Raw genomic sequence first — 12,479 nt, 5'->3', positions numbered from 1 at the left:
GCACGTGTTCAGTCAAGAGGAAAATAAAAAAAGATTAAAATTATAATACATGATGGTCAGCGAAGAAACCTTACCCCATACTTCCCTCTTCTCGATCGAAATACTTCAATCTCTTTCAATACATCATAGCCATAAATCCATGCATCATGTTCGAGACGCTGCTGCATGCAGCGCGCTTGAAACTTAGAATCAAACAACTTGCCCCAATATACCCAATGCACATGAACACCCCTTTGTTCCAACTTTCAACACACTTTTGTCTCTTCTACTATTCCCATTTATACAAAAAAGAATCGGCGATCTCCCATTGACTGGAATATGCCGATTCTTCCTTTATCCTGCTCTCTTAATCGTGATATACGTTGCCTGGAGGGGTTCCTCCACCGTTCTTCGCCTGGAGGAGAAGCTGATTTCCTTTCGTCTCCCATTCCTTCAAGGCTTCAGATACTGATTTCTTCTTATCAATCACTTGCTTCATCAATTCAGAGGCAATTTGATTAATCTGCCACAAGTTTCCGTCTCCCATGAGTTTATCCATATCTGTCTTTGTTGGAGGTACCGGCTTCGTTTTATAGAATGCGCTAATATTTATATTCGTACCGTCCTTTGGCTTGATGTATTGCTGACGGGACACCATTTCCCAACTGCTGCGGGAACGAAGCTTCGCCCAGTCTTCACTATTAATGAATTTGATAAATTCCCATGCATCATCTGGGTTGGCTGCTTTTTGGTTGATAGAAAAAATATTATATAACTGCGAGCCGCCAGATACGCCTGGAGCTTCGGGATGTGAAGGCAGCGTCACGACATCCCAATCAAACTTCTTGAAGCCTTTGATTTTATCTGCATTCTTCATGGCATCAGCCAATTCGGTATTAATGTAATTGTAATCGCTAATAGCCATTGCAACCTTGCCTGACAAGAAGTTATCGTGGCTGAATGGATTTTCATTCTCTGGTGCTTGACCTGTCATTTCATTATTGCTGTTGCCCGTTGGAATGGTTTTTTTGATGGCCAGATCACTCACCGTTGTCCATACTTTCTCCCACTGCGGTGTATTTACCGTCATCTTCTCTCCCTTGTCATCGAACATACGGAGATTAAGTGGGGATACATAGTAGTTCAACATGTCGTCGAACACGTCAGATCCGTTGTAACGGTTGAAGCTGAAGCCGTATTTCCGATCTGCTCCATCGCCCTTCGAAAGGTTAGCAGCAAGTGTAAACACTTGATCCCATGTCATATTATCAGTTGGAGGAGCAATGCCTGCATCACTGAACATTTTTTTGTTGAAGAACAGCGCGCTGGATGAGAAAGTAGGTGAAAGACCATATAAATTGTTGTCTCCCATCGTCTTCAGTCCGTCGATTACCGTCGGAACAAAATCGGACAAATCAATTTTATCTTTCTGTACGAGAGGATCGAGCTGCTTCAGCATTCCTTCTTCAACAAGCTTGCGGAACTGGAATGAATCCGTCACAACAATATCAACCGGGTTAGCGGAATTTAACAGCTTCTTCATGGCTTCATAGCGGTCAGGCTGTTTCTTCGGATCGCCTGAGTTATCATACCGCATATCCGATCCGTCAATGGCTGGAACAAGCTCAATGCGGATTCCTTTATGTGTAATCTCAAATGTATCGGTCCATTGCTGACGGAAATAGGTATCATCATATCCGCCGTACTGCATGCCAATACGCAATACTCGCTCTTGTCCTGGTACAACCTCATCCTTATTCGTACATGCAGCCAACATTGGAATAATCATCGTCATTGCCAATGTAACCGTTAATAATTTACGTACCCAGTTTTTTTTCATCTGGTTACTCCTCCAATTCCTTAGGTGTGCGGATAATAATTTTATCTCCGTCTAATTCCATCGATGCTTTGTCATGAATATCGAGAGCTTCCAAATACTCCTTCGGCACTTGCAATCGGCCGACACGATCGACTACCACATAGGCCTCATGGTGATCCTGAAGCCCGAATCCTTCCTCACCTCCAGCGGCCAAATTCGGATTACGCTTGATGAATTCTGTGCTGGTTAAGCCATCACGTATCGCAACAACACGATCCACCTTCCCCGCAAGCGATAGGTCATGGGTAACGATTACGACTGTGACTCCTAATTCCGTGCTCATCCGCCGGAAAATATTCATGATCATATCCGAGGTCTGCGTATCCACAGATCCGGTTGGTTCGTCAGCAAGCAGCATCTGCGGACGGTTCGCAAGCGATATCGCAATTGCAACACGCTGCTGCTCGCCGCCGGACAACTGATGAAGCTTATTATTCATTCGATGACTGAGGCCAACCCATTCCAGCAGTTCCTTCGCATATTTGCGATCCATTTTGCCAGCCAGCATCATTGGCACTTCTACATTTTCCAGTGCAGTAAGGTAAGGCAGCAGGTTGCGAGCATTGTTCTGCCAGATAAATCCAACTGTGTCCCGCTTATACTCGACAAGCTCTTTATCTGTTATTTTGAGCAAATCCCACTTGCCAACCTGAACGGATCCGGCAGATGGACGATCCAGTCCGCCGAGAATGTTCAGAAGCGTTGATTTACCACTGCCGCTGTTGCCGATAATCGCCATCAGCTCACCTTGCTTTACTGATAAGTTCAATCCCTGTAGTGCAACTACTTCAATGTCATCTGTTTTGAAGATTTTGACTAGCCCTTCACAATGTATCATCGATTAACGCTCCTCTCCCATCTTCACGGCTTGATGGACGCGTAGACGACGAATATGCATAAATAACAGCGTCGCGCCAGTAAAGATCATCACGCCAACGACGATGTACAGCTGAATCGTATCTCGTGATTCAAATACAATCCGGAATGGCGGAACCTGCATCTTCGAACTTTCTGCTGTTTGCAGGAATGGCAGGAATAAGCGGCTCGCCAGCTTGCCAAGCAAAATACCGAACACGATGGACAGCCCCGCCGTAAATAGCTGTTCCAACAGAAGCATACCGGTCAGCTGTCTGCGCGACAAGCCCATTGCCCGTAAAATACCGAACTGGAGCACACGTCTCGTCAAGTTAAAGAACCAGAACAACAAATATCCAATTAAGGAGATGATGACGGAAATCAAGAAGCCCATACTCAGAATGCCAAATACTCCGCCTCTCGTCGGGTGCTTGCTCTGAGTCGCAAGCTCGCTTCGTACATCCGTCACACTGAAGATTTCAATGCCCTTCTTCTGCAATTCCGTTATAACTGGCCCTAGCTGTGCTTTGTCCTTCATTTTCAACCAAACTTCGTATGGTGTTATTGGCACTTGATCATAAATATAATCTAAGTTCGCAATAAAGAACGGCTTCTCATCGGGATACATACTTGGCCAATAAGGCAATACCCCAACAATTACGAATTCAACCATCTGCTCGCCAAATCCGATAGAGATGGTGTCGCCTTCCTTCAATTGATATTGCTTCGCTACATTGCTCGGTATAATAACAGCAGATTCCGTATATTTTCCGAGTGCATCCAAATAACGGAACGGATGGGTTGGGAACAAATCCTTGCGGAACCAAGCAACTTTGGAGAAGTCGACATTGTCGATCCCCATAATTTCACCTTGACCGATGGAGCGTCCGGAAATAATGACATTCCCCTTCGTTTTCAATACGCGTGCTGCCGCCTCAACACCCGGCATTTTTCTGAATAACTCAAACGGTGGCTCTGTATATATGGTCTTTCCTGCTTTAGGTGGCTGGTTGCCACCGCCTTGCCCTGGGTTGCCGCCTCCACCGCCGCCGTTATTCCCTTTGCCATTATTCTTATCCCGAATGATTTCCTGCTCAGAGTCCCATACAGTTTGCATAACGACATCCGTACCATACTTATACAAGGTGCGCTCTGTCGAGTTAATGTCGATGGTACGTGCAGCAGAGGCATTATATACCCCTAAGCCGAGTGTAAGAATAAGCAGAATCATCAGCGGATAATACGTCTTGGCAGAACGAGACAGCTGTGTCAGCGTCAAATACAGCGGAACTGGCAGCAGCTTCCCGCCAACCCACTGTACGATTTTAAGAATAAGCGGGAACAGACGCAAAAAGAACAGACCGCATGCAAAAATAGCAAGTGCTGGTACAAAGAAGAGGAACGGCTGTACCTGCAATTGATCAGAACTTATTCCAGATTGGAATGTCAGCAGCTGCCTTTCATTCAGCATGTAATAACCATACCCAACCAAGGCCAGCAGCAGTACATCGAGGAACCAGCGCTGCCACACAGGCTTGCGGTCTGATCGGGCCATCTTCTGCTTCAAATTCACAATAGAAGAACGAGCGAAGACAACTGCTGGAATAATACTAGCGAACAAGGCAATGATTACTGCTACTGCACCGAAAATCACAGCATCTGTAGTAAATCCTACTGGAATGGACTTCCGATTTACGAACTCCAGGAAGCCGTTCGCCGAGCCAATTGACTTCGCCATGAACCAGCCGAATATCGGGGCCAGTGCCAAGGCCAGTAATCCCAGAATGATTCCTTCCAATAAATAAAGCCAAATAATTTGCCTCGTACTTGCTCCGCGGCTTCGCAGCACCGCAATATCGCTCTGCTGCTTCTCCAAGGATTGACTCGCATTCATCGCAATATAATAGAATACCATCGCGATCATGGGCGCAGCTAACGTAAACAGCATCATTTGCAGCTGCACACTTTGACTGCGGAACTCATTCAATACTTTTGCGAAGGAGATCTCTACTTGCGTCCCCTTCAACTTCTGGTACAAATCAATATTAAGGCGATCCAGCATAGAGCTCAGTGAAGATAGCTGACTTGTCTTCACCTCTCGCAAATCGAACGCATAATACCAGCTGGATACGGAAATCGGCAGCTTCTTCTGCTCCATCAATTGATCGAAGGTTGCCGGTGTGACGAGCAACGAGTTCATCATTCCTTCCAAGCCTTGGAACCAATAAGCACTCGCTTCATCCTTCGGCTTGAATGTGCCTACCAGCTTTACCTTCAACACGGTATCCGTGCCACTGACCGGATATTCAAGCTCGTCGCCGATATGGAGATCATTGCGATACATGGCTTCTTCCATCATAACTACCTGCAAAGCCCCATTCTGCTCGCCATCTCCATATTCCTTGCCGAGTGTCCATTCTACTCGATCGTTCAAATCTGTCAAAGAGCCTAATGTCATCGTCCGAACACGGCTGGCATCTACCTTGCTCGGATCAACGGGATAGACCTCTGTTCCTCGGAGTGAACGCGCGTTCACAAAGATTTGGGCTGGAAACCCAACCTGCGCCTTCACATCCTCACGTATGTATCGATCAACTTCCTTTAAGTCCTTTGGATCCGTTTTGGTTCCGCCTGTTGCTTGGTATTTGATTGACAATGAGCCGGCAGGCATGGATTCACTATTGTCCTGAAGTGTCTTAGATACGACCCGCTTCAGCGCGCCATCAGCATACATGGGAATACTGACTGTAAAAGATACAGCCACAATGAGTCCTAGCAATGTGCTGAGTGTCAGCCAGCGAGTATTCCACATTTTCCGGTATAGAAACCGCAACAAAGGAATGCCCATTAGCGACCCACTACTTTCTGTCCAGGCTCAAGTCCTTTTTTAATCTCAACTCTTGTAGCATCCTGCTCGCCTATCTCAACGTCAACCTCGCGCTTACCATTCTCATCAACGACCTGTACATAGGTTCTAGCACCAAGTGTTCGCAGCGCAGATGGCGGAATATAGACAACATTACTGCGTTTTTTCGTAATTATAGTAGCGCCAAGCATAGAGCCGCGGTTCACTGTTGAAGGCAGCTTATCTGATAGCGACACGGTTACATATTTATCAATGCGATCCTGTTCAGGCATGTTGCCTTCGCCAGGAATGTTGTTATTCCCGTTGTCCTTGTCCGATGTAGGAGCAGGCAGCGCCTTAACCTTTCCTTTTATGATTTTGCCTGTCGAATTTATGCTTAATTCAACCTCCATGCCAGGGGAAATTTTCTTCAAATCATCCTTTGGTACATCCACCGTCACAACGAGTCGAGATGTATTGGCGATGGTTGCGACAGGATCATATTTTTTTGTCATTTTCCCTTTCTTCGCAGCGACATTAACGACCGTTCCAGCAAATGGAGCTGTAACCGACCCTTTGGCAATATCGTTTTCAACTTCGGCAATCTTTTCAAGGGCCTCTTCGTATGCATTTTGCTCATCTTCGTACTGAATTGGATCCATCTCATCCTTCTGGCGTAGCGTTTCCTTCATCTTCACTTCCAGCTTGCGAAGTTCTCTCCGCTTTGCACGCAGATCCCTTTGCATTTCCTCAACATCAAGCACTGCCAGTACCTGACCAGCCTTAACGTTGTCTCCGTTCTTGACCAGTACATCCTTAATTGGCTTATTGTCCAAGGTGAAGAAGAACGTCTCTTCCTGTTCCGACATTACTTTGCCTGTAGTCTTGACATCAGAAATCCATTCACCCCTCATAACTTCATATTCTGGCTTTTTCGATATTGCTGGCGGCGTAATTGTCGGCAGCGTCTCTTCCTGTTCTTCATCAGGAAGCAAAGAACATGCGGATGTAAGCATCATAACCCCGCACATAAGGATTAGCGCCGATCGACGCCATTTCTTCCTTTTATCTGCACCATTACGAGATGAATTTTCCGTCGACCATTTCATAAACATGATCAGCTACCTCCAAAATTGTAGGATCGTGGGTTGTCATGCAGATTGCGATCTGTTCAGAGCGTATAATTTGCCGGAATACTCCCATGACCTGCGCACCCATCTGTGAATCAAGCTCTGCTGTAGGCTCATCCGCGAGCAGCAGCAGCGGCTTATGTGCAATCGATTTTGCAATCGCAACGCGCTGCTGCTCACCGCCGGACATTTCGAACGGGCGGTGCTTCATTCGTTTTCCAAGACCAACCAATTCCAAGCAATGCTGAACGCGTTCCTTCCATAAATGACGAGGAATGTTCGCCATACGAAGAGACAGTTCCACATTCTCATACGCAGATAACAATGGCATTAAAGCAAAAGCCTGAAATATGAAGCCGATATCATTGCGCCGCGTATAGGTACGCTTGTTGTCGCTCCAAGAAGAGAGCTCCTCTCCTCGGAAGTAAATCTCGCCTTTTGTAGGCAAATCCAGACCTCCGAGCATATTAAGCAGGGTCGTTTTTCCTGAACCGGATCGACCCTTCAGCATAACCAATTGCCCTGGATGTACTTCCATATTTATGCCTTTCAGGACATGCAGCTTTTGACTGCCCACTTGGAAGGATCGTTCCACATCGCGAACTTCGAGGATAGGTTCATCTGGAGCGACAGGAACCGCGCGCGCAGGCCATTCAGAAGATGTTTTTTTGTCGTCTATGTATTTCGCCTCATTATTCGCAACATTCTCGTCCTGCTTATGCACTTCGAGATCTGGGGTTGCCTCATTAGCCTCGACCTGGTCTGTCTGCTTCCGTTTGCGAAGCCATTTCATCCTTATATCTGCCCCTTTCTCGGACATGACGTCAAACTCTCCTCAAGTATAAACGAAAGTTTTGCGTGAAAAGTTACAATGTTCTTAACCGTTTTTCTGCAAAAAAGATAAAATTTTTGATTCCTTTTATAAGCGCATTTTGACGATTTATGGATGCTGCTCTAAAAAAAAGAAACCTTCTCACTTGGGATGGAAAGGTCTCTAAGAAATGCGGTCTTATATGCTAACAATGATATCAAACTCGTTATCTTTCTAGTTTCCCCATGTTGTTGGATCATGGCGCCATGCTTGCAGCACATCCATATCCGCGGGCTCAATAACACCTTGCTCAAGCGCTGTTTGAATAAGCGCCGAATAATTTGACAGCGTCTGCAGCGGAATTCCCGCTTTTGCGAAGGCCGATGTTGCTTTTTCCAGTTGATAGCTGAAGATAGCCAATACCGCCAAAGGTTCAGCTCCCGCTTCCTTTACTGCAAGGGCCGCCTTCAAAGAACTGCCGCCAGTGGAAATCAAGTCCTCAATGACAACAACCTTTTGACCAGGTCGGATGATCCCTTCAATTTGATTTTGCTTTCCATGACCTTTTGCTTTGTCGCGGATGTAAGCCATTGGCAAGCCAAGCTTGTCTGCCACCCATGCAGCATGGGGAATGCCTGCTGTAGCTGTACCTGCGATGACTTCTGCATCAGGAGCATATTGTTTCACCAAGGAAGCAAAGCCTTCTGCAATGGCGTTTCGAATCTCCGGATAGGACATCGTTAAGCGATTGTCGCAGTAAATCGGGGATTTAATGCCGGATGTCCACGTAAAAGGCTCATTCGGACGAAGCGCTACCGCTTGGATAGTTAACAGATGCTGTGCAATTGTGCGTTCCAGGTTCGTTGTAGTCATTAGTTTAATAGCTCCTTTATAATAGATAGAATTGCTTCGCGCGGATTCGGCGCGGCCGTAATTGGGCGACCGACCACAATATAATCCGTTCCTTGTTCAAATGCTTGTCCAGGCGTCATGACACGGGATTGATCTCCCATTGCACTGCCAGCCGGGCGAATCCCCGGCGTAATCGTTTGGAAATCTTCGCCGCAGGCTGCCTTAATCGCCGTTACCTCCTGAGGGGATGCTACAACCCCATCAAGCCCTGCTTGCTTTGTCAACTTCGCATAGCGAACAACCGTGTCGGCTACATTTCCAGCAATACCAATCTCCTCATTCATGACCTTATCGTTGGTGCTCGTCAATTGTGTAACCGCGATGACAACCGGACGCTTCAGCTCCGGATATTCAGCCAGCGCTGCCTCAACACCTTCAACAGCAGCCGACATCATAGCAGCTCCGCCTCCGGCATGGACATTGAACATATCGACGCCTAGCTTCGTAATACTGTTCGCTCCACCCTTGACCGTGTTCGGGATATCATGCATTTTCACATCGAGAAACACTTTATATCCATTATCCTTCAGTTCGCGAACAAACGCTGGGCCAGCCGCATAGAACAGCTGCATACCTACCTTCATATAACAAGGGATTCCTTGCAGCTGCTGCAGCAGTTCTTTTGCTGCGTCTGCATTCGGATAATCCAGTGCGACCATAATTTTGCCCGCCGCTTGTGCCTCGCTCCATCGCTTGTTCATCTTGACACCTCTTCGCATTTATTTCGTACTTTGGCTCCATGTTTCGTCCACTGCCTATTCATACTCCGAGGAGGCCTTGCGGCCTCCTCGAATTTGCTTCTATTGTGAGACGATACTCGTCTATTTCTTCGATGATTTCTTCGATGATTACTTCTGAACAACCGGCATTGCGCGGGATGAGAAGTTGATTTGCTCCAGCATACCCAGCAGTGCGCGTACAGTATCTAGCGATGTCATGCAGACTACGCCGTTCTCTACTGCTTCGCGGCGAATGCGGAAGCCATCGCGTTCTGGTGTTTTACCCTTCGTCAAGGTGTTGACAACAAAGTGCGCTTCTCCTCCGCGGATGAGATCCAGGATGTTAGGCGAGCCTTCTGTCAGCTTCTTCACATGGGTAACGCTCAAGCCTGCATTTTCAAGTGCAACCGCTGTTCCGCCTGTTGCGATAATTTTGTAGCCAAGGCTTGCGAATCCGCGCATTAACTCTACCGCTTCTTCCTTGTCCTTGTCTGCTACCGTGCAGATGATGGCACCAGTCGAAGGAATTTTCATTCCGGAGCCGATGAGGCCTTTGTACAATGCCTTCGCATATTGCTTGTCGCGACCCATTACTTCTCCTGTTGATTTCATCTCAGGGCCAAGTGTTGGTTCAACTCGGCGCAGCTTCGCGAACGAGAACACCGGAACCTTAACCGATACATGATCATCTTCTGGCCACAAGCCCTCTTGATAACCAAGGTCATTCAGCTTCGCACCCAAGATAAGCTTTGTTGCAACATTCGCCATTGGAACGTTTGTAACTTTACTTAGGAATGGAACCGTACGCGAGGAGCGAGGATTCACTTCGATAACATATACTTGGTCGTTGAAGATAACGAACTGGATGTTAATCAAACCGACCGTCTTCAGTTCCTTCGCGATGCGAATCGTAACATCGACGATTTGCCGCTTCAGCTCTTCCGACAGATGCTGCGGCGGGTATACCGCAATCGAGTCGCCGGAGTGTACCCCTGCGCGCTCAACATGCTCCATAATACCCGGGATAAGCACTGTCTCGCCGTCGCAAATTGCATCGACTTCTACTTCCTTGCCGAGCATGTAGCGGTCAATCAGAACCGGATGCTCCGGATTGATTTTCACTGCTTGCTCCATATATGTGAGCAGCTCTTGATCGGAGTACACGATTTCCATCGCGCGTCCGCCAAGGACATATGATGGACGAACGAGCACCGGGTAGCTAAGAGTTTGTGCCGTTCCTACTGCCTCATCGACAGATGTAACCGTGCTGCCTTGCGGCTGTGCAATATGCAGGCGCGATAGCAAGGCTTCGAATTTCTTACGGTCTTCTGCTTCATCAATGCTTTCCAGACTCGAACCGAGAATTTTCACACCCGCAGCAGCAAGTGGCGCTGCAAGGTTAATCGCTGTTTGTCCACCGAACTGGACGATAACCCCTACCGGCTTCTCTTGCTCGATAACATTCATAACGTCTTCGAAGAAGAGCGGCTCGAAGTACAAGCGATCCGATGTATTGAAGTCTGTCGATACGGTTTCAGGGTTGTTATTGATGATTACTGCTTCATATCCTGCATCTTGAATTGCCCATACTGCATGTACAGTCGAGTAATCGAACTCGATACCTTGACCGATACGGATTGGACCGGAGCCGAGCACGACGATTTTTTCTTTATTGGACTCTATTACTTCATTTTCTACTTCATATGTGGAGTAGTAGTACGGTGTAGTCGCTTCGAATTCAGCGGCACATGTATCTACCATTTTATATACAGGCTTCAAGCCTTGCTGTTCCCGATATTCACGAACCTCTACTTCCTTCGTGCAAGCTCCGCCTGGCTGGCCTTCGCTGCGCAGCTCAGCAATCGCGCGGTCTGTGAAACCCATGCGCTTCGCTTCGTACAATGTTTGCTCAGACAAAGTTTCTTCTCCGCGAATACGACCTTCGAACTTGACCATGCCCTCCAGCTTGTCAAGGAACCACCAGTCGATTTTCGTCAAATCCTGGAGCTGCTGCAGTGTGTAGCCGCGGCGGAACGCTTCTGCCAACAAGAACATACGCTCATCATCTGGTGTTTTTAGACGATATTCCAGCGTTTCCTTATCCAGCTCTTCTGTACCTTTCAACTTCAAGCGATGCACGCCGATTTCTAGGGAACGGATTGCCTTGTGTATGGATTCTTCAAAGGTACGCCCAATTGCCATGACTTCGCCAGTTGCTTTCATTTGCGTACCGAGCTTGCGGTTCGCTTGTGTGAATTTATCGAACGGCCAGCGCGGAATCTTCGATACGATGTAATCGAGCGTAGGTTCAAAGCATGCGTATGTTTGACCCGTAACTGGGTTCACGATTTCGTCGAGTGTGTAGCCAACTGCGATTTTCGCCGCCATCTTCGCAATCGGATAACCTGTTGCTTTCGAAGCGAGCGCAGAAGAACGGCTGACACGAGGGTTTACCTCAATGACATAGTATTGATAACTGTGTGGATCCAGCGCGAACTGAACGTTACATCCACCCTCAATGTTGAGCGCACGGATGATTTTAAGTGATGCGGAGCGCAGCATTTGATACTCGCGATCCGACAGCGTTTGGCTTGGTGCAACTACGATACTGTCACCTGTATGGACGCCTACTGGGTCGAAGTTTTCCATGTTGCAGACCACGATGCAGTTGTCATTCGCGTCACGCATAACCTCGTACTCGACTTCCTTCATGCCAGCGATGCTCTTTTCAATCAAGCATTGTCCAATTGGACTGTAGCGGATGCCTGATGCTACTGTATCGCGCAGTTCCTCTTCGTTCGCGCAAATACCGCCACCCGTTCCGCCGAGCGTATAAGCAGGACGGACAATAATTGGGTATCCAATCGTGTTCGCGAAGTCAACCGCTTCCTGTACCGAATTGACGATAACACTCTCTGGCACTGGCTGCTCCAATTCGCGCATCAGGTCGCGGAACAAGTCGCGGTCTTCTGCACGCTCAATGGAATCAAGCTGTGTACCGAGAAGCTTGACGTTCTCTTGCTCAAGCACGCCGGCACGAGCAAGCTCCATTGCCATGTTCAAGCCTGTTTGCCCGCCCAAGGTTGGAAGTAACCCATCTGGGCGCTCTTGCCGAATGATTTGAGTAACGAATTCTAGTGTAATTGGCTCGATGTATACCTTATCTGCCATATTCGTGTCTGTCATAATCGTAGCAGGGTTGCTGTTAATGAGAACGACTTCCATGCCTTCTTCTTTCAAGGCTTCACATGCTTGTGTTCCTGCATAGTCGAACTCAGCTGCCTGACCGATAACAATCGGGCCTGATCCGATAACAAGGATTTTCTTGAGCTCTTTATTTTTCGGCATT

Annotated in this window: 9 protein-coding genes; all 9 read right to left on the bottom strand. The window is 47.6% G+C overall.

Features of this window, described 5'->3' with window-relative positions:
* Positions 1 to 56: 56 nt before the first annotated feature.
* The 9 genes from NO352_RS04545 to carB all read right to left on the bottom strand — a co-directional run bounded on the left by NO352_RS04545 (position 57) and on the right by carB (position 12,478).
* Entirely contained in the window at positions 57 to 221 is a 165-nt protein-coding gene (locus tag NO352_RS04545; RefSeq protein ID WP_167549035.1) for a hypothetical protein, read from the bottom strand.
* A gap of 125 nt (positions 222 to 346) precedes the next feature.
* Complete coding sequence (locus NO352_RS04540) at positions 347 to 1,819, bottom strand: ABC transporter substrate-binding protein (protein ID WP_163975740.1); 1,473 nt, start codon at positions 1,817 to 1,819, stop codon at positions 347 to 349.
* Between the two features lie 4 nt (positions 1,820 to 1,823).
* Positions 1,824 to 2,696 (bottom strand): ABC transporter ATP-binding protein, encoded by an 873-nt coding sequence (locus tag NO352_RS04535; protein ID WP_005548123.1) that lies wholly within the window; start codon positions 2,694 to 2,696, stop codon positions 1,824 to 1,826.
* Between the two features lie 3 nt (positions 2,697 to 2,699).
* Positions 2,700 to 5,561: an ABC transporter permease gene (locus tag NO352_RS04530; RefSeq protein WP_005548121.1), complete on the bottom strand. Its 2,862-nt coding sequence runs from the start codon at positions 5,559 to 5,561 to the stop codon at positions 2,700 to 2,702.
* Entirely contained in the window at positions 5,561 to 6,673 is a 1,113-nt protein-coding gene (locus NO352_RS04525; protein WP_289354990.1) for an efflux RND transporter periplasmic adaptor subunit, read from the bottom strand. Before NO352_RS04525 ends, NO352_RS04530 begins: the two co-directional genes overlap by 1 nt.
* Positions 6,636 to 7,508, bottom strand: coding sequence for an ABC transporter ATP-binding protein (locus NO352_RS04520; RefSeq protein WP_289354989.1), 873 nt, complete (start codon positions 7,506 to 7,508; stop codon positions 6,636 to 6,638). Before NO352_RS04520 ends, NO352_RS04525 begins: the two co-directional genes overlap by 38 nt.
* 225 nt (positions 7,509 to 7,733) lie before the next feature.
* Entirely contained in the window at positions 7,734 to 8,372 is a 639-nt protein-coding gene (gene pyrE / locus NO352_RS04515) for an orotate phosphoribosyltransferase (RefSeq protein ID WP_005548113.1), read from the bottom strand.
* Positions 8,372 to 9,112 (bottom strand): orotidine-5'-phosphate decarboxylase, encoded by a 741-nt coding sequence (pyrF, locus tag NO352_RS04510; protein ID WP_289354988.1) that lies wholly within the window; start codon positions 9,110 to 9,112, stop codon positions 8,372 to 8,374. Before pyrF ends, pyrE begins: the two co-directional genes overlap by 1 nt.
* Before the next feature lie 147 nt (positions 9,113 to 9,259).
* Positions 9,260 to 12,478 (bottom strand): carbamoyl-phosphate synthase large subunit, encoded by a 3,219-nt coding sequence (gene carB, locus NO352_RS04505; protein WP_289354987.1) that lies wholly within the window; start codon positions 12,476 to 12,478, stop codon positions 9,260 to 9,262.
* Position 12,479 lies beyond the last annotated feature (1 nt).

Origin of the sequence: Paenibacillus sp. S-12 (genome assembly GCF_030363895.1) — a bacterium.
Classification (GTDB): domain Bacteria; phylum Bacillota; class Bacilli; order Paenibacillales; family Paenibacillaceae; genus Paenibacillus_B; species Paenibacillus_B alvei.
This window is presented reverse-complemented; position numbering and strand designations above follow the sequence as displayed.

What these genes read in the sequence shown, in the direction of transcription:
- NO352_RS04535 (WP_005548123.1), bottom strand. Translation starts at nt 2,696, where the DNA reads ATGATACATTGTGAAGGGCTAGTCAAAATCTTCAAAACAGATGACATT.
- NO352_RS04540 (WP_163975740.1), bottom strand. Translation starts at nt 1,819, where the DNA reads ATGAAAAAAAACTGGGTACGTAAATTATTAACGGTTACATTGGCAATG.
- NO352_RS04530 (WP_005548121.1), bottom strand. Translation starts at nt 5,561, where the DNA reads ATGGGCATTCCTTTGTTGCGGTTTCTATACCGGAAAATGTGGAATACT.
- pyrE (WP_005548113.1), bottom strand. Translation starts at nt 8,372, where the DNA reads ATGACTACAACGAACCTGGAACGCACAATTGCACAGCATCTGTTAACT.
- pyrF (WP_289354988.1), bottom strand. Translation starts at nt 9,112, where the DNA reads ATGAACAAGCGATGGAGCGAGGCACAAGCGGCGGGCAAAATTATGGTC.
- NO352_RS04520 (WP_289354989.1), bottom strand. Translation starts at nt 7,508, where the DNA reads ATGTCCGAGAAAGGGGCAGATATAAGGATGAAATGGCTTCGCAAACGG.
- NO352_RS04525 (WP_289354990.1), bottom strand. Translation starts at nt 6,673, where the DNA reads ATGTTTATGAAATGGTCGACGGAAAATTCATCTCGTAATGGTGCAGAT.
- carB (WP_289354987.1), bottom strand. Translation starts at nt 12,478, where the DNA reads ATGCCGAAAAATAAAGAGCTCAAGAAAATCCTTGTTATCGGATCAGGC.